The organism is Zymobacter palmae, from assembly GCF_003610015.1.
GTDB lineage: Bacteria > Pseudomonadota > Gammaproteobacteria > Pseudomonadales > Halomonadaceae > Zymobacter > Zymobacter palmae.
Genome location: NZ_AP018933.1, coordinates 1,709,134 through 1,733,991, shown reverse-complemented (window position 1 = coordinate 1,733,991; position 24,858 = coordinate 1,709,134). Strand labels below are relative to the sequence as shown.

Annotated in this window: 2 protein-coding genes and 1 pseudogene; all 3 read left to right on the top strand. The window is 60.8% G+C overall.

Going from position 1 to position 24,858, the window contains the following annotated elements:
- Positions 1 to 825: 825 nt before the first annotated feature.
- A pseudogene (locus ZBT109_RS07665) lies at positions 826 to 13,026 on the top strand (non-ribosomal peptide synthetase); the annotation flags it as partial.
- Positions 13,027 to 13,031: 5 nt separating this feature from the next.
- The gene (locus ZBT109_RS14220) at positions 13,032 to 13,556 is read left to right on the top strand and encodes a phosphopantetheine-binding protein (RefSeq protein ID WP_408646093.1); all 525 of its coding nucleotides are present in this window, start codon (positions 13,032 to 13,034) and stop codon (positions 13,554 to 13,556) included.
- Positions 13,549 to 24,750, top strand: coding sequence for a non-ribosomal peptide synthetase (locus ZBT109_RS07655; RefSeq protein ID WP_169734039.1), 11,202 nt, complete (start codon positions 13,549 to 13,551; stop codon positions 24,748 to 24,750). The genes ZBT109_RS14220 and ZBT109_RS07655 overlap by 8 nt, the downstream gene beginning before the upstream one ends.
- The last annotated feature ends 108 nt before the right edge of the window (positions 24,751 to 24,858 follow it).

The window sequence follows — 24,858 nt, the reverse complement described above, 5'->3', positions numbered from 1 at the left end:
GTGCTATTTAGGAAGACAGGTAAGGAGAAAGTGGTATGGTCATAGATAAGTAAATATTGTCTGTGCATTATTAAGCGTGAGATGAACGGTATTTTTACACGCATCACGTCGTTGAGTGGAGGGCGTCTTTTTTTATGACAGGCACTCTACCCTTGCCCCCTCATTCTTAGTGCCATATCCTGAATGTTAGGACAGCTTGACTTCATGTGTTGAAGTGGCTTGGTTTTTTTGGTGACGGTGCGTGTCGAAAAAAAATCGATGATTCAAGTGACTACTTGCTGTTAATGCATCATGGAGCGGGGGCATTGTCACCGTCGAAGGGGCTAATTATTTCTGATGTGCAATATACTTATTGTTTGACATTTAATACGGCGAGATGAGGTAGGTGAGGTCTAAAAAGCCTACATTTGAAACAGAATAATAGGGTTGTTTTTTCTTATTGTAATGTATTGTTTCTTTTCTATAAAGATAAGTCGTATCGTAAATTAAAGAGTATGCGTATTTACGGGAAAACGCTCTTGAAATAACTCGACTAAACTAAAGGGAGGTTGCCAAATAACGCAATGTCAATATACTCTTGATAACACTTTCAACTGTCCTGTAACGTTTTCGATACTCTGCCACGACCCTATCACTTCATTCCTCTTTCTCATCGGGATAAAGAGGGCGTTTTCTATTGCCTTATGTTTATCATTGCCTGTGAGAGGGCCTGGCTTATCTATGCCTGTGCTCAATAAATACAATACGGTTCCATCCGTATTATATGGGGTGATATTGTCGTTGGAAGGCAGCGGTGTCGGCGTAGGGAAATATCTAGGATGATATATGGCGACCTCTGCTTCTTTGCCCTCTTCGCACCATGACCTTATTCCCCTAACGGTTGCCCAGCGAGGGTTGTGGTTCAGCCACTACCTTAACCCCAAAGCCCAGCCGTGCGTGTACAAGGTGGCGGAATGTGTCGAGCTGGACGGAATCATACAGCCTGATCTGTTGGCTGATGCCCTTGGCGCGGTAGTCGCCGAAACCGAGGTGCTGCGCTTGATCATGGTACCCACCGATAATGGCCCGGCGCAGTATTTTGCTGAGGAGGTACCCGACACTTTCCGATACGTTGATGTTAGCGACCAGCCTTCCCCCCGTGATGCTGCGCTAGCGTGGATGCAGGCGGACATCGATGGACCTTTCCCTCTTGCGGACGGGCCGCTTTTCTCGCATGCGCTTCTGAAGTTGGGTGACGCACAGTGGATTTTCTACCACTGCTACCACCATATGGTCATGGATGGGCTGGCAGGTTCGCTGTTTATGCGTCGGCTTGCCAACGTTTATTCTGATCGGGTGGCGGGACGATCTTCTTCTGCTGCTGATTTCAGCAGTGTGCAGGAGGTACTTGAGGCAGAGCAGGAGTATGCGTCGTCGGCGCGGGCGGGTAAGGATCGGGATTATTGGGTTGAGCTGCTGCAGGGGCACCCTGCACCGGCCAGTCTGGTAGGGCGGCAGTCGCCCTGTCTGGATGTCGTTCGTCAGCAGCAGTATGTGTCGGAGGCGACCAACCGCGCGCTTCGGGCACTGGCCGAAAAAGAAGGAAAGACGCTGCCGCAGGTGCTCAGTACGTTGGTGGTCGGCTATGTGCATGGTATGACGCAGCAGGAGGATCTGCTGTTGGGTATGCCGGTTATGGCACGTAACGGCAAGGTGATGCGCCAGTTTGCGGGGATGGCCAGTAACGGTGTACCTCTGCGTCTGGCGGTGGATGGCAACGGTTCGCTGGCCGACAACCTTGCCAGTGTCACTCAGGGGATGTACGGCGTAATGCGTCATCAGCGCTATCGTACGGAGGACATCCGTGCCGCGCTGGGTATCCGTGGTTCAAACGATCCTCTTTATCTTACGCTGGTCAATATCCACCCCTTTCAGTATGACGATATTCGCTTTGGAGATGTACCTGCCAAGGTGCTTAATCTGGCGCTGGGGCCGGTGGATGACTTGCTGATCACGTTGATGGATCGCGGTGAATCCGGTGGCATCGAGATATGTCTGAGTGCCAATGCGATGGTGCATGATCGTGCTTCATTGCATTGGCATCTACGGCGACTCAATCACCTGTTGGATAACGCTGTTCGGTGCTGGCATACGCCGTTGTCTTGCTGTGATATGCGGCTTCCAGAAGAACGTCAAACCGTACTGGCATGGGGCGCTATACGGGCAAACCATGACCGCGCGTTATGTCTGCATGAGCTATTCGAGCAGCAAGCAGCCGAGCGCCCGGAAGCGGTAGCGGTCTGCTGTGATGGCGATACGGTGAGTTATGGTCAGTTGAATGCGCAGGCTAACCGGTTGGCGCATGCGTTGGTGGCTCAGGGGGTGACACCCGACAGTCGGGTGGCGATTGCTCTAGAGCGGGGTACCACGTTGCCGCTGGCGATTCTGGCGACCCTCAAGGCGGGCGGTGGTTACGTGCCGCTTGATCCTCATTATCCGCAGCAACGCCTGCGCTATATCCTTGATGACAGTGCCCCTGAGGTGCTGATTACCACCCGTGATCTGCTGCCGCTGTTGGGCGATCTTGATGACGCGCTGACCGTCATGCTGCTGGATGACGAGGCGTGGCAGCGCCAGCCGTCCGACAATATTGCTCCGGCGGCGCTGGGTCTGACGCCGCATCACTTGGCTTACATCATCTATACCTCTGGATCGACCGGACAGCCGAAAGGCGTGATGGTCGAACACCGCAACGTCACCCGCTTACTGGCATCGACCGATGAGGCATTCGCTTTCGGCCCTGACGAAGTATGGACGCTATTTCACTCCTATGCGTTTGACTTCTCAGTATGGGAACTGTGGGGCGCGCTGGCCTACGGCGGCCGTTTGGTGGTCGTGCCGGCCCTGACCGCGCGTTCGCCCGATGCGTTCTATCAGCTGCTGTGCGATCAGCAGGTCACGGTACTCAACCAGACCCCGAGTGCCTTCCGGCAGCTGGTGGCGGCGTTGCCGGACGGTGAGTTGCAGCACACGCTGAAATGGATCGTCTTCGGGGGTGAAGCGCTTGATACTGCGGCGCTACAGCCGTGGTACGCCCGTAATGGCGAGCGTACGCAGCTGGTCAATATGTACGGCATCACTGAAACCACTGTCCATGTCACTTTTCAGCCGTTGACGGCTCGCGATGCCGAGCTGCACGGGCACAGCCCGATTGGTCAGCCGCTCAATGATCTGAGCCTCTATCTGTTGGATGACGCCGGTGAGCCGGTGCCGATCGGCGTGGTCGGTGAGTTGTACGTAGGCGGTGCGGGGGTAACGCGCGGCTATTTGAACCGCCCGCAACTGACCGCCGAACGGTTCCTGCCCGATCCGTTTGCGGATGGTGATAATGCGCGCATGTACCGTACTGGGGACGTGGGGCGCTGGAACGCTGATGGCACACTGGACTATCTGGGCCGCAACGATCATCAGGTCAAAATCCGTGGCTTCCGTATCGAGCTGGGCGAAATCGCGGCGCGACTGGCTGAACACGCCGCAGTGCGTGAGGCGGTTGTGGTGGCGCGTGACGATGCGCAGCAGAACAAAACACTGGTGGCGTATGTGGTGCCCGTGGCAGACGCGCCCGATGTGGCCGAACTGCGCTTGCATCTGGCTAAGACGTTGCCGGATTACATGCTGCCGTCCGCCGTCGTGACGATTGAAGCGCTGCCGCTGACCGCCAATGGCAAGCTGGATGAGCGCGCACTGCCAGCCCCCGATGCGTCAGCGCTGGTGACTCAGGCATACGAAGCCCCGCAAGGCGCGATCGAGGAAACGCTGGCCGAGATATGGCAGACGCTATTGGGCGTTGAACGGGTAGGTCGTCATGACGACTTCTTCGCCCTCGGTGGTCATTCGCTGTTGGCCGTGCAGTTGGTGGCCCGGATGCGTCAGGCAGGTTTGGAAGCCGATATCCGTGCGTTGTTCGATCAGCCGACGTTGTCAGCATTGGCTGCCGCAACGAGGGCCTACGATGAAGTCGATGTGCCATCGATCGGTATTCCCGAAGGCTGCTCGCACATCACCCCTGACATGCTGCCGATGGTGTCGCTTGATGATGACGCTATCGCGCGCATCGTGGCGAGCGTGCCGGGTGGTGCGGATAACGTGCAGGATATCTATCCGCTGGCCCCGTTGCAGGAGGGACTGCTGTACCTGAGCATGACAGCCGAGCAGCGTGATCCTTATGTCATGAATGTATTAATGGCATTCAATGAGCGCGAGCGTCTGGATGAATTCATGGGCGCACTTGATGCGGTCATCGCGCGCCACGATGTGCTGCGTACCGCCGTGCTGTGGGAAGGGCTGCCGGAACCGGTACAGGTCGTGTGGCGTCAGGTACAGATGGTCGTCGAAGAGGTAAGGCTTGGCGATGGGCCGGCAGCAGAGGTTTTGATGGCGGGCAATCCTGTGCGCATGGCGCTTGATACGGCACCGTTGCTGCGTGCGCGTATCGCCTACGATACCGTGCAGTCACGTTGGCTGATGGCCCTGCAGTATCACCATATCGTCGATGATGCGACATCGTTGCAGCAGCTGGTGCGCGAGGCGCAAGCGCACATTGACGGATGCATTGACACGCTGCCGCCGTCATACCCGTTCCGACACTATGTGGCGCAGACACGTTCGTCACAGCATGTTGCCGAAAGCAAGGCGTTCTTCACCGACATGCTGGGATCGCTGACAACCCCTACGCTCCCTTACGGCATGGCTGACGTGCGCGGTGATGGGCGCGATGCACGCTCGGCGTCGCTACCGCTGCCGGATGCGCTTACCGCCGCGCTACGTACATTGGCACGCCAGCGCAATCTCAATGTGGCGAGCGTGTGCCATCTTGCATGGGCTCGCGTGCTGTCCTTGCTATCAGGGCAGCAGGACGTGGTATTCGGTACCGTGCTGGTCGGGCGAATGAAGGCCGGGGCCGAGCATGCACTGGGGATGTTCATCAACACGCTGCCCGTCCGTGTTGAGTTGGCAGATACCAGTGTCGTACAAGCGGCCGATACTCTGCGTGCTCGTCTGGCAGAACTGCTGGCGCATGAGCAGGCGCCGCTGTCTCTGGCGCAACGCTGCAGCCAGATCGCCGCGCCCGCGCCACTGTTCAGCGCACTGCTTAACTATCGTCACACTACGCTCAATCCCCAGCAGGGTGGTCTGACGCTGTGGGATGGTGTTGAGGTGTTGAGTGCAGAGGAAAACACTAACTATCCGCTGGTGCTCTGTATCGACGACGATACAGAGCATCTGACACTGTCGGTCAAGAGCGCGCCGCCCATCGAGGCTTCGCGCGTTGCGGCCTACATGCAGACTGCATTGGCAGCGTTGACGAAGGCATTGCAGGAGAGCCCTGACTGCGCAGTAATGTCGCTACCGGTCGTGCCGGAAGACGAGCGTTTCAGTGTGCTCGATTTGGGCGCTACGCGGGCAAACCATGACCGTGCGTTATGTCTGCATGAGCTGTTCGAACAGCAAGCAGCAGAGCGCCCGGAAGCGGTAGCGGTCTGCTGTGATGGCGATACGGTGAGTTATGGTCAGTTGAATGCACAGGCCAACCGGTTGGCGCATGCGTTGGTGACTCAGGGCGTGACACCCGACAGTCGGGTGGCAATTGCCCTAGAGCGCGGTACCTCGTTGCCGCTGGCGATTCTGGCGACCCTCAAGGCGGGCGGTAGCTACGTGCCGCTCGATCCTCATTATCCGCAGCAACGCCTGCGCTATATCCTTGATGACAGTGCCCCTGAGGTGCTGATTACCACTCGTGATCTGCTGCCGTTGCTGGGCGATCTTGATGACGCGCTGACCGTCATGCTGCTGGATGACGAGGCGTGGCAGCGCCAGCCGTCCGAGAACCTCGCCCCGGCGGCGCTGGGTCTGACGCCGCGTCACTTGGCTTACATTATCTATACCTCTGGATCGACCGGACAGCCGAAAGGTGTGATGGTCGAGCACCGCAACGTTACCCGCTTACTGGCATCGACCGACGAGGCATTCGCTTTCGGCCCTGACGGGGTGTGGACGCTGTTTCACTCCTATGCGTTTGACTTCTCAGTATGGGAACTGTGGGGCGCGCTGGCCTACGGCGGCCGTTTGGTGGTCGTGCCGGCCCTGACCGCGCGTTCGCCCGATGCGTTCTATCAGCTGCTGTGCGATCAGCAGGTCACGGTACTCAACCAGACCCCGAGTGCCTTCCGGCAGCTGGTGGCGGCGTTGCCGGACGGTGAGTTGCAGCACACGCTGAAATGGATCGTCTTCGGGGGTGAAGCGCTTGATACTGCGGCGCTACAGCCGTGGTACGCCCGTAATGGCGAGCGTACGCAGCTGGTCAATATGTACGGCATCACCGAAACCACCGTTCACGTTACCTTCCAAGCGCTGACCGCTCGCGATGCCGAGCTGCACGGGCACAGCCCGATTGGTCAGCCGCTCAATGATTTGAGCCTCTATCTGTTGGATGACGCCGGTGAGCCGGTGCCGATCGGCGTGGTCGGTGAGTTGTACGTAGGTGGTGCGGGGGTAACGCGCGGCTATTTGAACCGCCCGCAACTGACCGCCGAACGTTTCCTGCCCGATCCGTTTGCGGATGACGGCGGCGCGCGCATGTACCGTACTGGGGACGTGGGGCGCTGGAACGCTGACGGCACACTGGACTATCTGGGCCGCAACGATCATCAGGTCAAAATCCGGGGCTTCCGTATCGAGCTGGGTGAAATCGCCGCGCGACTGGCCGAACACGCAGATGTGCGTGAGGCGGTTGTGGTGGCGCGTGACGATGCGCAGCAGAACAAAACACTGGTGGCGTATGTGGTGCCCGTGGCAGACGCGCCCGATGTGGCCGAACTGCGCTTGCATCTGGCTAAGACGTTGCCGGATTACATGCTGCCGTCCGCCGTCGTGACGATTGAAGCGCTGCCGTTGACCGCCAATGGCAAGCTGGATGAGCGCGCACTGCCAGTCCCCGATGCGTCAGCGCTGGTGACTCAGGCATACGAAGCCCCGCAAGGCGCGATCGAGGAAACGCTGGCCGAGATATGGCAAACGCTATTGGGCGTTGAACGGGTAGGACGTTATGACGACTTCTTCGCCCTCGGTGGTCATTCGCTGTTGGCCGTGCAGTTGGTGTCGCGTATACAGAGCACGTTGCAGGTAGCGCTACCGCTGGGCACATTGTTTGATGCTCCGGTTCTGCAGGCGTTGGCGACTGCTCTAGAGGGACAACGTGCGACCGTGTTGCCGCCTATCGTGGCGCACCATAGCGATCGTGCACCGCTATCGCTGTCGCAGCAGCGCTTGTGGTTGCTGAGTCGCATGAGCGATGCGGCGATGGTGGCCTATACCATTTCTGGTGACTTGGTACTGCGCGGTGAGCTGAACGTCGAGGCGCTCCGGCAGGCCCTTGATGTACTGATGGTGCGTCACGCCTGTTTGCGTACCGTCATCGTGGAACAGGGCGGTCAGCCAGTGCAGATCGTCCGTGATGATCAGCTTGGTTTCCCACTGATGCAGTTGAGCGCTGAAGCGCTGCCTGATTTTATGCCGTCATTCGATTTGAGTACCGGGCCGTTGGTGAAAGGGCGTCTGGTACAGCTGGCACCGCAACACCATGTGCTGCAGATCGCCTTCCATCATGTGATTGCTGACGGCTGGTCGATTGGCATATTCCTGCAGGAGCTGGGGGCACTCTATCGTGGGACGCTGGCGGGGCAGCAGGTAACGCTGCCAGTGTTGCCCATTCAGCTTGGTGACTACGCGCTCTGGCAGCGCGAGCATTTGAGCGGGGACGTTCTGAGTCATCAGCAGCAGTATTGGGAGGCGCAGCTGGCGCAGGTGCCCGATTGCCTGACGCTGCCTACAGATTATTCTCGCCCTGCTGTACAGCAGTTCGATGGCGGCCATCTGAACGTTACGTTCGATGCTTCGCTTGTGGCGGCGCTGGAGGCGTTGAGCCGTCGCCATGGCTGCACACTGTTCATGACGCTGCTGGCCAGTTGGTCCGTGCTGATGGGGCGGCTGTCGGGGCAGTCCGATATCGTCACCGGAACGCCCATTGCCGGGCGGTCGCATCAAGCGCTGGAACCGTTGATGGGCATGTTCATCAATACGCTAGCGCTGCGCGTCACGCTGGACGATGACATGGATACGGTGGCGCTGTTGGCACAGGTGCGTGCTACGGCACTAGCGGCGCAGCAGCATGCGGATCTGCCGTTCGAGCAGGTGGTCGAGGCGACCGCTCCGGTGCGCGATACCGCGTACAGCCCGCTCTTCCAAACCCTGCTGGCGCTGCACAATACGCCAGAACGGTCACTGATGCTGCCGGGGCTGAATATGGAGTTGCGGCCTTCTCCCCAGATCGCCGCACATTTCGATCTTTCTGTAGAACTGACGCCTATAGAGGGTGCGCTTGAAGGCGCAGTGCACTATGCCGCTTCACTGTTCACGCGCGAGACGGTCGAGCGCTGGATGAGCTATTGGCGCGTACTGCTTGAAGGCATGGTCGAGAACGAGCACCGTTCGGTGAGTGCGCTGCCGCTTATGTCAGCAGATGAACGCCATCACATGCTGACGTGGCCGAACCAAGCGTCCCTGATGATACCGTCGGCGGCGCTGCTACACGGGCTGTTCGAAGCGCAGGCGCGTCAGACGCCCGATGCGATCGCGGTGGCGACGGCAGAAGGCCATTACACTTACGAAACCCTCAATCAAGCCGCCAATCAGCTGGCCCATTGGCTTATCGAACAGGGCGTAGTGCCGGACAGTCGTGTGGCTGTGGCGCTTGAGCGTGGTCCCGATCTGGTGGTCGCACTGCTGGCGGTACTGAAGGCAGGGGGAGCCTATGTGCCATTCGATCCGGCTTACCCGCAGGCACGCCTGCACTTCATGCTTCAAGACTGTGCACCGCAGGCCATTATCACGGCCAGTGACGTGTTGCCTCGGCTAGGGGCGTTCGCCGAGCGCGTGCCGCAGGCCGTTATTGACGCGCCGCAGCTGCCGTGGCTGGAGTGTTCCACGCAGGACCCTGATCCTGTCGCGCTGGGGTTGGGCGCGCATCATCTGGCTTATGTGATCTACACCTCGGGTTCGACCGGTCAACCGAAGGGGGTCATGGTCGAACACCGCCAGGTCATCAACCTTGTGTACTGGCACAACCATACCTTTGGTCTGTCGGCGGGACAGCGTGCTTCCTGTGTGGCAGGGGTAGGGTTCGATGCTTCAGCATGGGAAATCTGGCCGCCGTTGGTAACGGGCGCTCAACTGTTGATACCTGCCCCTGACGAGGCGCGTGACCCTGAGCGCTTGCTGGCATGGTGGCAGGCTCAGCCGCTGGACGTGAGCTTTCTGCCGACTCCGGTGGCCGAACTGGCCTTTGCGCGCGGTATGACCCACGACACGTTGCGTGTGCTTCATGTGGCCGGCGATCGACTTGTCCGTCGCCCTGACTATCCCGTGGCTTTTGCGTTGATCAACAACTATGGCCCCACCGAAAATACAGTGGCAGCCACATCGGGTGTCATCACGGCAACGGATAGTGTGCTGCATATCGGACGGCCGATCGCCAATACCCGTGCCTATCTGTTGGATGTCCACGGTGCTCCGGTGCCGATGGGTGTCGTGGGCGAGCTGTACGTGGGCGGGGCACAGGTCGCCCGTGGCTATCTGCATCAGCCCGAGTTAACGGCCGAACGCTTTCTGCCCGATCCGTTCGTGGCTGACGAAGACGCTCGCATGTACCGTACGGGCGATCTGGCCCGTTGGCGTACCGATGGCACGTTGGAATACCTCGGGCGCAATGACTTTCAGGTCAAAATTCGCGGTTTCCGTATTGAGCTGGGTGAAATCGAAGCCGCACTGATGAGCTGCGGCGGCATAGAAGAGGCCGCAGTAGTATCCCATGTGCACAACGGCATCATCCGCCTTGTGGCCTATGTTACGGCCACGTCTCTTGATGATGCATCGCCCAATGTACTGCGCAAGGCACTGGCTGATCGCCTGCCGGACTACATGGTACCCGCCGCCTATGTCACGCTGCCTGCGCTGCCGCTGACCGCGAATGGCAAGGTGGATCGCCGCGCGTTGCCTGAGCCAAGAGAAGACGCTTTCCCTCATCGAGCCTATGAAGCACCGCAAGGGCCGGTTGAGGAAATTCTGGCCGAACAGTGGTGTACGCTGCTGGGCGTCGAGCGTGTCGGGCGTCATGACGACTTCTTTGCGCTGGGCGGTCATTCCCTGCTGGCGGTACAGCTAATTTCACGTGTTCGCGATGAACTGCACCGTGACCTGCCACTGGCGCTATTGTTTGCTCATTCTGAGTTGCGCGCGCTGGCCGAACATCTGCCGCAGGCCGATCAGATTTCGCTGCCGCCGATCCTGCCCTTGTCCTCGGGTAATGAAGCACCGCTATCGCTGGCACAGCAGCGCTTATGGTTTCTGTCCCAGATGGATGAAGGTGCTAAGGCGGCCTATGTGATTTCCGGCGGGTTGTGTCTGGAAGGCGAGCTGAACGTCAATGCGTTGCAGCGCGCACTGGACGCTATCGTTGCGCGCCAAGCGGCGTTGCGGACGCATATCGAACCGCGCGCCGATGGCCCGGTGCAGGTCGTGGCGTCTGCGTGCCACGGTTTCCCACTGGCGCGCATCACGGCCACGGAGGGGGCTGAGCTGGCACCTTTCACTCCGAGCTTCGATCTGACCCGAGGGCCGCTGGCCTGTGGTCAGCTGGTGCACTTTGCCGATGATCATTATTGGCTGCGTTTGGCCCTGCACCATGTGATCGCCGATGGTCGGTCAGTCTGTTGGTGAACGAGCTGAGCGCGCTCTACAACGCTTTCGTGGCCGGACAGCCCGACCCTCTGCCGCCGCTGAGCGTGCAGTACATCGACTATGCCGCTTGGCAGCAACATCATCTGAGTGGCGATGCGTTGCTGCATCAGCAGCAGTACTGGGTCGAACAGCTGCGCAATGCGCCGGATCGCCTGACGTTGCCGACCGATCACCCGCATCCTTCTCGCCAGTGCTATGACGGTGGCCATGTGGCCTTCACCGTCAATGGCGTACTGCTCGATAGCCTTAAACACCTCAGCCAGCAGCGCGGCTGCACCTTGTTCATGACGTTGATGGCGGGGTGGGCGGTACTGATGAGCCGTTTGTCTGGGCAGCACGATATCGTGATCGGTACGCCCGTGGCGGCGCGTCATCATCGTGAAATCGAGCCGCTTATCGGCATGTTCGTCAATACGCTGGCGCTGCGCGTCGACCTGAGCGATGCCCCGGATACCCCTGCACTGTTGGCGCAGCTGAAAGAAGCCGCATTGGCGGCGCAGCAGCACGCCGACGTGCCATTCGAGCAGGTCGTTGAGGCAGTGGCTCCCCGCCGCAGCCTGGCCTACAGCCCGCTGTTCCAAGTGATGCTGGCGCTGCACAACCTGCCGGATGCAACGCCTGCGCTGGATGGCGTACGCACGTCAGCACTGGAAAATGATATCGAAACCTCGCAGTTTGACCTCAACCTTGAGCTGCATGAACAGGATGGACAGCTCAACGGCACGCTCTATTACGCCGCGGCGCTGTTCGAACGCACCACCATCGAACGCTGGGCGGCGTACTGGATGCGGATATTGGAAGGTATGGTGATGTCGCCTCAGCAAACAGTGGCGGCATTGCCGCTGCTTGAGGACGCTAGCGTCGCTGGCCGTACAGGTTTGGTCTCGGATGACGCGGCACCTGTGGACGACAGCACGCTGCACGCGTTGTTTGAAGACCAAGCCGCGGCGCATCCAGAGGCACTGGCAGTGGTCGATGAAAACGGGTCGCTGACGTATGCCGAACTGGACGCGCAGGCCAACCAGCTGGCCCGCACGCTACTGGCGCACGGCGTTGGTGGTGAAGACCGTGTGGCGCTGTGCGTCGAGCGCAGCCAAGCCATGGCGATTGGGGTGCTGGGGATACTCAAGGCGGGGGCGGCTTATGTGCCGTTTGATACTCGTTATCCTCGTGAGCGCTTGGTTACCATGCGCGCTGACAGCGGTGCCGCACTGGTACTGGTCGATGCCGTGGGTGAGCAAATTCTGGGCCGTGGGGCGGACACGCTGTTGCTAAGCGGCGAGGAGTGCTGCTATCGCACCGCATCTTCTGTCCCCATTGCGGTCACGGTAACGCCCGATCAGCTGGCGTATGTGATCTACACCTCTGGGTCTACTGGGCAGCCGAAAGGCATCGCGATGCCACATGCTCCGTTGGTCAATCTGATGCGCTGGCAGAACCGGCACCCCGCGACGGTTACATCGCAGTTTGCGGCGTTCGGGTTCGATGTTGCCAGCCAAGAGCTGCTCAGCGCGCTGACGAGCGGTGGCACGCTGGCCATCGTGCCGGAAGCCGTAAGGCTCGACATGCCACGCTTGATGGCCTTCTTCGATCAACAGCGTGTCGAGCGGGCTTTCCTGCCGCCCGCACTGTTGCGCGCATTGGCGCAGGCGGGCTGTGAATGCGGCTGGACGCCAGCGCTGCGTGAGGTGATCTGTAGCGGTGAAGCACTGCGCATCAACGATGATATCCGCACGCTGTTTGCGCGGGCACCTCAGCTGCAGCTCTTCAATCAGTACGGTCCTGCCGAGAGCCATGTCGTCTGTGCCGCGCGCTGTCAGGAAGACCCCACACAGTGGCCTGACCTTCCTCCCATTGGGCATCCCATACCGGGTGCCATTCTCTATGTGCTGGACGCCGACGGCCAACCGGTGCCGCCGGGCATCAGTGGCGAGCTGTACATCGGCGGGCATTCGCTGTCACGTGGGTATGTCGGATTGCCTGCGCAGACGGCTGAACGCTTCTTGCCCGATGTGTTGGCTGAGCAGGAGGGCGCTCGCTTATATCGCACGGGCGATATGGTGCGCCAGCGCAGCGATGGTCAGCTGGAGTATCTGGGACGCTGTGATCATCAGATCACGCTGCGAGGCTACCGCATCGAACCGGGCGACATCGAAAGCCTGTTGCGAGGCCGTCCAGGCGTCAGCGATGCGCTAGTGATGCTGCGCACGAATGTGGGCGGTGAACCTCAACTGGCCGCCTATCTGCAGGGCGATGATATCGCACTGGCCGCTTTGCAGGCCTACGCGATGGCGCATCTGCCGGACTACATGGTGCCGTCGGCATGGGTGGTGATGACCGCCTTCCCGATGACGCGCAATGGCAAGGTGGATCGCCGTGCGCTGCCCGAGCCGGACATGCAGGTGGCTGCGACGGCTTTTGAGCCGCCGTTTGATGACGAAGAGCAGGCTATGGCGATGCTGTGGCAGCGGCTGCTGGGCGTCGAGCGTATTGGTCGTCACGACGACTTCTTTGCGCTGGGCGGGCATTCACTGCTGGCCGTCAGGGTGGTGGCGGACATTCAGCAGACCCAGCAGGTCGAGGTGCCGGTGGCCGAGCTGTTCGAGCATTCGACCCTGGCCGCGTTCACCGAGCGTGTGGTGGATATCAGTATTGCGCAGTTTGATCTCGATGAATTGTTGAACATGACGGACGTAGAAGCCGAAGGGGATGATCATGAGTAACACTGGCCCGCAACGCGATGCATTGAAGCGGATGAGTCGGGAAGACAAAGTGCGCTTGCTGGCCCGAGCTCGCCAACAGGGCGTGGCGCGCAAGAGCCCAAGTACCGTGCGCCCCTTAACGCCGCAGTCCTGTCCTCCAGAAGGAGTGCCGCTGAGCTTGGCTCAGCGGCGGTTATGGATTTTGGCGCAGATGGGGGGCGACAGTGCCGATGCCTACGTGCTGAGCGGTGGCTTTCGCCTGCAAGGTTGTGTCGACGAAGAGGCGCTGCGTGAAGCGCTGCGCGCACTGCTGGCGCATCACGATGTGCTGCGGATGCGCATCGTTACCGTAGACGGCGAGCCCCGTCAGCAGGTGACCGAAGTCGAGGTCGACCACGTGCTGGAAGTGCGTGATCTTCATCATATGAATGAAGAAGATCAGCCGTTGTTGCCGACTTTCGTGCTGTCGCAAAGCCCGCTGTGGCGGGTGCAGTTGCTGCGGGTATCGGAAGAGGTCACCGTGCTGAAGCTGGCGCTGCACCATTTGATCGCCGATGGGTGGTCGCTGGCGCTGTTCATGGATGCCCTGTCGGCCTATTACGCCCGTGCGCAGTCGGGGGAGGCCGCGTTGCCGCGTCCCGCACTGCAATATACCGACTACGTACAGTGGCAGCAGGGGTTGCTTGAAGACGGTACGCTGACTCACCAGCAACAGTATTGGGTCGAACGGCTGCGCGGTGCGCCCGAGCGCCTGACGCTGCCGACGGATCACCCGCGCCCCGAGCGGCAGGCGATGGCGGGCGGACGTTTACCGATCCGCTTCGATGCCGCGCTGACGCAAGCGATTAAGGCGCTCGGTCAGCAGCACCGCTGTACGCCGTTTATGGTACTGCTGGCCAGCTGGTCGGTGCTGATGGCCCGGCTATCTGGCCAAGACGATATCGTGACCGGCATTCCCATCGCCGGGCGTGGGCAGCAGGCGCTGGAAACGATGCTGGGCATGTTCGTCAATACACAAGCGTTACGGGTCGATCTGTCGGCAGCCCCCAATACGACGACTTTGCTGGCGCAGGTGCGGCGTGTGGCACTGGAGGCGCAGCAGCACGCCGATATTCCCTTTGAACAGGTCGTGGAAGCGGTCGCGCCCAGCCGTAGCCTAGCCTACAGCCCGCTGTTCCAGACGATGTTTACGCTCCAGAACACCCCGCAAGGGCAGCTGACCCTGCCGGGCATCGCGCTGGAGGCGTTGACCAGTGAAGAGGCCAAGGCACCGTTCGATCTGAGCGTGGCGCTGGAAGATATCGACGGTGAGTTGGTTGGTTCGCTGTTCTATGCCACGGCACTGTTCGATGCCGATACGCTCACCCAGTGGCTGTCGGCGTGGACGCAGTTGCTGAGCGGCATGGTGCGTCAGCCTGATACGGCGGTGAACGCGCTGCCGATGCTGTCCGATGACCTGCGTGATCAGGTGGTTGAGGACTTCAATGCCACGGCACATGACTATCCCCGCGAGGCAAGCATTCATGCCTTGGTTGAGCGACAGGTCGAGCAGGCACCGGACGCTGTGGCTGTGGTGCACGATGGCACCTCGCTGACCTATGCTGAGCTGAACGATCAAGCCGATCGGCTGGCGCATTGGCTAGTGGCGCAAGGGGTAGCCGCAGACCAGCGTGTGGCCATTGCGCTGCCGCGAGGGCTGTCAATGGTCGTTGCCGTGTTGGCGGTGCTGAAGGCGGGCGGGGCGTATGTCCCGCTTGATCCTGCCTATCCTGACGACCGTTTGCGTTACATTCTTGAGGACAGCCGTCCCACTGTTCTGATCACCACGGCCGACTTTCCTCCACGCATGGCTCCGTTGCCCGACGCGCTGACGCTGGCGCTGATGGAGGGCGATACTTTGCTATGGCCGCATGGCTCGGTATGGGAAGCGGCATTGCCGACCGCTGCGCCAGACAATCTGGCCTATCTCATTTATACCTCGGGTTCTACGGGGCAACCCAAGGGCGTCATGGTGCCGCATCGTGCCGTGGTCAACTTCCTCTGCCACCAGCAACGTCAGCTGGGTGTCGATGAGCGTGATCGCCTGCTGGCCATCACCACGCTGTCGTTCGACATTCATGTACTGGAACTCTTTCTGCCGCTGATCAGCGGGGCACAGCTTCATATTGCTGGCGATGCGCTACGCATTGACGGTGCGGTGCTGGCCGATTATCTGCGTGATGAAGACATCACCCTGTTCCAGGCCACCCCCGCGACGTGGAAACTGCTGTTGGAAAACCAGTGGCAGGGCGCACCGCAGCTGACGGGGCTGATCGGTGGCGAGGCCTGCCCGCTGGCGCTGGCCCACGATATCGCTGCTCGGGTCAGTACGCTGTGGAACATGTATGGCCCTACCGAAACGACGGTGTGGTCGACTATGCAGCTGCTGTCGACGCGAGAGGCACAGGTGTCCATCGGACGCCCGATCGCCAATACTCGTGCCTACGTGCTGGACGAGCAGCAGCACCCCGTGCCGGTTGGCGTCGTGGGTGAATTGTATATCGCCGGCGCGGGCGTGACCCACGGCTATCTCGGCCGCCCTGAGCTGACGGCTGAACGTTTCCTGCCCGATCCGTTCGTGGCTGACAAACAGGTGCGTATGTACCGCACCGGCGACCTAGTGCGCTGGCGCAGGGACGGTACGCTGGATTACCTAGGGCGTAACGACTTTCAAGTCAAGATTCGCGGCTTCCGCATTGAATTGGGTGAAATTGAAGCCGCGCTGCAGGCATGTGACGGTGTGCAGGATGCCATCGTCGTCGCACGTTCCCATACTGGCGGAGAGCCGCAGCTGGTGGCGTACTGCACGCCCAGCCGTGATGTGATGCCTGACGCCGCACAGCTCAAGGCCGCACTGGCGGCGATCATGCCGGGCTATATGGTACCGGCAGCGTTCATGGTGCTGGAACGATTACCGCTGACGCCCAATGGCAAGCTGGATCGGCAGGCACTGCCTGCACCCGATGACAGTGCATTCGTGCGCCAGCAGTACGACGCCCCGCATGGCCCGCTGGAAGAAGGGCTGGCCGCCCTGTGGCGCGATGTGCTCGGCGTCGAGCGCGTCGGGCGGCAGGATCACTTTTTCGCACTGGGTGGTCATTCGCTGCTGGCCGTGCAGCTGATGACACGCGTACAGCAGCGCTTGCAGCATACCTTGAGTCTGGAAGCCCTGTTTGCCCATCCCACGTTGGCGGCCATGGCGGCAAGGCTGGTACCTGCAGCGGAGGGAGTACTGCCTGACATGCTGCCGCGAGCAGCGGGCGAGGATGCGCCACTGTCACCGGCCCAGCGCCGGATCTGGTTCCTGTCGCGCATGGACAGCAGCCTGAGCCGCGCCTACCAGCTGCATGGCAGCGTCGACCTAAAGGGTGAAGTGGATGAGCGCGCGCTGCGGCAGGCACTGGACGCCATTGCGGCGCGCCACGAAGCGCTGCGCACTTATATCATTGACGTCGACGATGTGCCGTGGCAGCGGGTATCCGCAGCGGGCAGCGGTTTTTCATTGACCACGCTGGCACTGACTCACGGCGACACCGTACCACCGTTCACGCCTGCAATGGTGCTGGATAAGGGGCCGTTGGCTTGCGGTCGTCTGGTGCGCCTCGGCACCGATCACCATGTGCTGCAGTTTGCGTTTCATCACGTGATCGCCGATGGGTGGTCGATCGGTATCTTCCTGCGCGAACTGAGCGAAGGCTATGCGGCGGCGCATGAGGGCCGCGAGGCCAAACTGCCGCCGCTGCGGGTACAGTACGGCGATGTAGCGATCTGGCAGCAGGACGTTCTGAATGATGAACACATGGCGGCGCAATGTCGGTTCTGGGTCGAACAGCTTAACGGTGCGCCCGCCTGCTTGTCATTGCCGACCGACCGACCGCGCCCGGCGGTGCAGCGTTACGACGGTGCGGCTGTGCCCGTTGTGCTGGATCACGCGCTGACCGCGCGTCTGCATGCGCTGTCCCGACGTTATGGCGGTACCGTGTTTATGACGCTGCTGGCCGCGTGGGGAGCGCTGATGGCGCGTCTGTCGGGGCAGCGCGATATCGTGGTGGGGACACCGGTCGCTGGGCGTGATCATCCCGATATCGAGCCTTTGATTGGTATGTTCGTCAATACGCTGCCGCTGCGCCTCGACCTTGAGGCATCGCCTTCCGTGGAAGCCTTGCTGGCGCAGGTTAAAGCCACCACGCTGGCCGCCCAGCAGCACGCGCAGGTGCCGTTCGAACATATGGTGGAAGCCGTCGCGCCGGAACGCAGCCTAGCGTACAGCCCGGTCTTCCAGACGATGTTAGCGTTACAGAACACACCTGAAGCCTCGCTGACCTTGCCCGGGCTGACCCTCACTCCGTGCGAAGACGAAACGGTGTCGTCTCAGTGCGACCTCAGCGTGCTGCTGCGTGAAGAAGGAGGGCGATTGATAGGGGCCGTGCACTTTGCAACGGCGCTGTTCGACGAACAGACGATCACCCGCTGGATCGGCTACTGGGTGCGACTGTTGGAAGGCATGACGGCTACACCTGAACAGCCGGTCATGGCACTGCCGATGCTGTCACTGACTGAACGCGAGACGTTGATCTCAGCTTTCAACGCAACTCAGAGCGATTACCCTCATGATTGCCCGCTATCGGCCGCGTTTGAAGTACAGGTTGCTGCTGCCCCTGACGCGATCGCTGTGATAGAGGGCGATCAATGCTGCACATATGCTGAGTTGAACATTCAAGCTAATCATTTGGCCCACTGGTTGAAGACCGAGGGAGTGACGCTTGGGGACAGGGTGGCTGTCGCCTTGCCTCGCGGCATCGGGTTGACCGTGGCCATTCTTGCGATCCTCAAATCCGGGGGATGCTATGTGCCACTCGACCTGCGTTATCCGGTGGCGCGTGTGCGGTTCATTCTCGAAGATAGTGCACCCATGCTGCTGTTGGCTGATGAAGACAGCACCATTGCTTCTGTGCAACCCGGCCTGCGTACACTTGACCCTGCTTTGGTGCCCTCTGACAGGGAGGTGAGTAATCCCATATGGCCTCCCATGCTGGATACATCGGCAGAAGCCTATGTTATGTACACGTCGGGCTCAACGGGGCGGCCCAAAGGGGTGATGGTCAATCATCGCAACGTATTGCGGCTGATCTATGCCAATGGCTACGCTGACTTTGCGTCATCTGATCGAGTGGCCTGCCTTGCCAACCCCGCTTTTGATGCCAGCACCATGGAAATATGGGGAGCGCTGTTGTGCGGTGGTTGTATGGTCATTATTGACCACGACACGGTGATGAACCCTGATACGTTCGCTGCTGCGCTGGCGCATCACGGTGTTACGGTCATGTTCATGACCATTGCGCTCTTCAATCAGTATGCTGAATCGCTGCAACCCTACCTGCCTTCCTTGCGCTACCTGATGGTCGGAGGGGAGTCGCTGGATCCTGTCTTCGTACGGCGAGCACTGCTTGAAGGGCCACCTCAACATTTTTTACATGTGTATGGCCCAACCGAAACCACGACTTTTGCGACGGCCTATCGCATGAACGATGCCGATCCCGATACGCCACAGATGCCCATTGGTCGGCCGATTGGCAACACCACTGTTCACATACTTGATGCCTACGGTGAGCCAGTGCCCCTTGGCGTAACGGGCGAGCTATATATTGGCGGAGAGGGGGTGGCCAGTGGTTATCTCAACCTGCCAGAACAGACCGAGGAGCGTTTTGTACCGGACCCGTTCTCTTCTTCGACGGAAGCGCGTCTCTATCGCACTGGCGATCTGGGCTATCGGTTGCTCAGTGGCGATATCATGTTCCAAGGGCGCAATGATTCCCAAGTCAAGCTGCGTGGTTTCCGCATTGAGCTAGGTGAAATTGAAGCCGCAATGGCGGCCTGTGAAGGCGTTGATCAGGCCATAGTGATTGCATCGGGTAATGGTGCCAATACACACCGGCTGGTTGCGTATTTTACCTGTCGAACTGGGCAGCAGGTGACACCTGATGTGCTCAGTGCCACATTGCATGCGCAGCTGCCGGAGTACATGGTGCCCTCTGCTTGGGTACCACTGGACGCGCTGCCGCTGACCGCCAACGGCAAGGTCGATCGCCGTGCGCTGCCCGAGCCGGACGATGCTGCACGTGTTCAGCGGACCTACGAGGCGCCGCAGGGTGCGCATGAAACTGCTCTGGCGGACATCTGGTCGGCGCTGCTCGGGGTCGAGCGCGTCGGTCGTCACGATGACTTCTTTGCGCTGGGCGGCCATTCGCTGTTGGGCGTACAGCTGGTATCGCGTGTTCGGGCTCAGCTCAAGTGTGCGCTATCGCTGACCGCACTGTTTGCCTTCCCGACGCTGGCTGAGCTGGCGACGCAGCTGGACGAGGCCGACTGTGATGACGCGCTTCCCGCCATCACGGCGCAGCGCGTTGATGGCCCCATTCCACTGTCGCTGGCCCAGCAACGTCTGTGGTTCCTGTCGCGGATGGATGACGCCGCGAGTGCCAGCTATGTAATCGCAGGCGGTCTGCGGCTGCGTGGTACGTTGAACACAGCCGCGCTGACGCGTGCGCTGGATGGCATCGTGGCACGTCACGAAAGCCTGCGCACACATATGGCAACCGTAGACGGCGAACCGCAGCAGATTGTCGGCGCGCCGCAGGTGGGCTTCCCGCTCCAATACGTGTCGCTGGGATCGCCCGAGGACACCTTGCCGCCGTTTGCACCCACCTTCGATCTAGGCTGCGGCCCGTTGGTCCAGGCGCAGCTGGTCCGTTACCGCGACGACGATCATCTGCTGAGACTGGCTCTGCATCACGTCATCGCTGATGGATGGTCGATGGGCGTGCTGATGCAGGAATTGAGCACTCTGTATGACGCCTTCGCGGCTGAACGGCCCGATCCGCTGCCGCCGCTGGCACTGCAGTACCGCGACTACGCCGTGTGGCAGCAGCGCTACCTCACCGGCGAGCGCCTTCAGCATCAACAGCAGTACTGGGTTGAGCAGCTGCGGCACGCGCCGGAATGCCTCCGCCTGCCGCTCGACCGTCCACGTCCGGAACGGCAGGACTACCGCGGCGCGCAGCTCGACGTCGTGCTACCGGCACCGCTGGTGGCGCGACTGCATGCGCTGAGTCGTGCGCAGGGGGGCACGCTCTATATGACCCTCGTGGCGGCGTGGGCAGCGCTGATGGCCCGTCTATCGGGGCAGGACGATATCGTGATCGGAACGCCGACGGCGGGTCGCCAGCGCTACGAGCTGGAACCGCTGATTGGCATGTTCGTCAATACACAGGCACTGCGCATTGGCGTGCCGAGTGACGTGGATACCGTGCAACTGCTGGCTGCCGTGCGCGAGACCGTGTTGAACGCCCAGCAGCACGCGGACATTCCGTTTGAACAGATCGTCGAAGCGGTATCGCCGCGGCGCAGTCTTGCTCATAGCCCGGTCTTTCAGGTGATGCTGGGCTGGCAGGCGCAAGGCGGAGAACAACCGACACTGAGCGGCCTTTCCGCGACCGTGCTTCCCATCGACCAGCACACTGCCCAGTGCGATCTCAGCCTTGAGCTAAATGAACAGGATGGTGATGTACGGGGAGTGCTGCGCTACGCCACCGCGTTGTTTGACGAAGCAACGATCGAACGCTGGCAAGGATACTGGGCACTCTTGCTGGAAGGTATGGCGGCGACGCCAGAACGTCCCGTGATGTCGCTGCCTATCCTCTCGCCTGTGGAATACGAAACGGTCACTGGTACCTTTAATGCGACCCAGCGCGACTACCCGCGCCATGCCTCCCTCGCGGCGATGTTTGAAGCGCAGGTAGCGGCCACGCCCGATGCCATTGCTGTGGTAGAAGGAACGCACACCTGCTGTTATCGCCAGCTGAACGAGCGTGCCAATCGATTGGCGCATCGACTGCTGCGAGAAGGACTGCAACCCCACGATCGCGTAGCGGTGGCCTTGCCACGGGGCGAGCTGTTGGTCACAGCCCTGCTGGCGATTCTGAAGGCCGGGGGCTGCTATGTGCCGATCGACCCGCACTATCCCGCATCGCGTGCGCAGTTCATGCTGGCCGATAGCGCGCCGCGCCTGTTGCTGGCCTCGGCAGACGCCAGCGCGGCGTTTGCGCCCTGGCCGCTGGGGCTGTCCGTGCTTGATCCCGAGCAGTGCTTAGCCGCGCCGTTGAGCGAGCCATGCATCAACCCGGGGCGTGCGTATGATCCGGCCGGTCCCGCACTGGCCTATATCATGTACACCTCCGGTTCAACGGGACGCCCCAAAGGCGTGATGGTCAGCCAGCGCAGCGTACTGCGCCTGATCTTCTCCAATGGTTATGCGGCCTTCAATGCGCATGACCGCGTGGCGTGTTTGGCCAATCCCGCTTTCGATGCCAGCACGATGGAACTGTGGGGCGCATTACTGTGCGGTGGCCGTCTGGTGGTGTTCGATCACGATACCGTGATGGATGCACAGGCGTTCACGGCGGCGCTGGAACATCACCGCGTCACCGTGATGTTCATGACCATCGCGCTGTTCAACCAGCATGCCGACGCTCTGCAACGCTATCTGCCTGCGCTGCGCTATCTGATGGTTGGGGGGGAATCACTGGATCCTGCCTTCGTCCGTCGCGCGCTGCGTGAAGGGCCGCCACAGCATTTTCTGCACGTCTATGGGCCGACCGAAACCACGACTTTTGCGACGGCCTATCGCATGAACGATGCCAATCCCGACGTACCACAAATGCCCATTGGCCGCCCGATCAGCAATACTACGGTCTACGTGATGGATGCCTTCCAGCAGCCGGTGCCGATCGGTGTGACGGGCGAGCTGTATATCGGCGGCGATGGGGTCGCGGAAGGGTACCTGAACCTGCCAGAACAGACGGCCGAACGTTTCGTGCCCGATCCCTTTGCGGCGATGCCCGCAGCGCCCAACGCGCGTCTCTACCGCACTGGTGATCTGGGCTACTGGCGAGCGGATGGCACACTGATGTTCCAAGGCCGCAACGACTTCCAGGTCAAACTGCGCGGCTTCCGCATCGAACTGGGTGAAATCGAAGCCGCATTGCTGGCCTGCCCGGAAGTGCAGCATGCCGTGGTCGAAGCGCGTGGTACAGAGGCCAGTGAGAAACGCTTGGTGGCGTATTACACCTGTTATGAACGGCACCACATTGACCCAGAGACATTGAATCAGCGGCTGAGTCTGCGCCTGCCGGACTACATGGTGCCTTCTGCGTGGGTGCCGTTGGCAGAGATTCCGCTCAATGCGAATGGCAAGGTGGATCGCCGTGCGTTGCCTGAACCGGATGCGGCGACCTATCTGCAGGCCGCCTATGAAGCCCCGCAGGGCGAGTTGGAATGCCAGTTGGCTGCGCTGTGGCAACGTTTGCTGGGCGTGGAACAGGTCGGCCGTCACGACGACTTCTTCGCGTTGGGTGGCCATTCACTGATGGCCGTGCGCCTGGTTAATGAAGCGCAGCAGCAAGGGATAGAGATACCGCTGGTCACGCTGTTTTCCGCATCGCGCCTGAGCGAACTGGCTGAGCGCTTGGGTGAGGTGTTGCCGACAGTACAGGATGTCGATACCCCTCTAGCGTTCCGTAGTACGGGGAGCGCGCGTCCGCTGTTTATCGTGCCTGAGGCCAGCGGAGAGCTGTTCTACGGACCGTTGCTGACCTCCTGTATCGACAGCGACATTCCCGTGTACGGCCTTCCTGCGCCGGATCGCCGTCAGCCAGCCTTCCAGACCGTGGAGGGTGCCGCCGCACGCCTCGTCGGGATGGTACGTGAGGTGCAGCCGGAAGGGCCGTATCGCTTGCTGGGCTGGTCGTTCGGCGGCGTAATGGCCTACGAAGTGGCGGCCCAGCTAATGGGGCAGGATCAGAGTGTCGAGTTCGTCGGCATGCTCGACACCCGCCTGCCCGATCGCGACGATGGGCGCGTTGTTGCCATGGATGAGCTGTTCGCGTTGCCGGATGACGAACAGCGCATGGACTACCTCGTCAAAGGGGATATCGACGCGCTGGCGACCACTGATGCGCTGCGTGCGCAGGTGGAGGCGCTGTCCCGCACGCGGCCGCTGTGGGAAGTGCACTACACGCTGGGGCAATCCCTCGACATGCTGCCGGCAGGATGGTCACCTGAGTACTACCACGGCTGGCTGACGCACCGTCTGGCGTTGCTGAGTGCCGAATATGACGTGCCGCAGCTGCCGATCGTGATTGACCTGTTCGTGGCTGCCGATGAACCCGAGCAGGCCGAAGCGGGGCTGGGCTGGCATCGCGTGCTGCCGGAAGCGCAGGTCGTGTGCACTGCCGTACCCGGTACCCATGCCCGCATGGTGTCCGAACCCTATGTGCATGCGTTGGGCAGCGCGATTTCCCAAACGCTCAAAACGCGTCGCGCCGCCGTACCCTCGTCTTGCTATATGCCGGCGATGACGCTTCAGAGCGGCCAAACGGGGGCACCGACTGTACTGTGCATTCCCGGTGCGGGCGACAACGTGTTCTCGTTCATGCCGCTGGTGCGCAGCCTGCCGTCCGACTGGCATGTCATCGGTCTTCAGCCCCGGGGATTGTGGGGGCAAGATGTGCCGCACAGCGATGTTACTTCGGCGGCTGCCTTCTATCGGCGAGCGCTGGAGGGGCAGTTGCCCGCCGGGCCACTGTATCTCGTCGGGCATTCGTTCGGTGGCTGGGTCGCCCTAGCACTGGCTCAGCAGCTGGAAGCGGAGGGCATAGCGCTGGCGCGCGTGGTCATCGCCGACAGTCGCGTACCCGAGTGCGAGCGTAAGGAAGTCTCATCGCTGGGGGCGTTGCAGAAGCTGATCGACCTGCTGGAGATGCAGGGCGTGCCGTTGACACTGGAGCGCGAGCATCTTGCCCACATGACGCCATGCCAGCGATTAACGGCTTTGCACGGGGCGGTCACGTCTGCCGGTATCATGTCTACGCGAACACCGCTGGAGTCGCTACACCGCATCCTGCGCGTGCTCGCCATCAATCTGCGTTCGGGCTATTGGCCGATGCAGCTGCCACAGGCTCCTGCAACGCTGGTCGTCGCAGCGGATACGGATGCCACCACGACCCACCGCTGGCAGCAGCGTTGGTCGCAGGTGGAGGTGGTGCGCAGTCAGGGCAACCATGTACAGATGCTGAAATCTCCCTATGTCGAGGTGCTCTGCCGTGCACTGACCGCATGACATGCACCATGGCCACGTTGGCACCAGAAGCAGAAGGTGCTGATGCGGCCATGTTCGTGACAGGGTGCTGTGCAGTGAATACCCAGCGCCCGCCCTTTATGTGCTCAT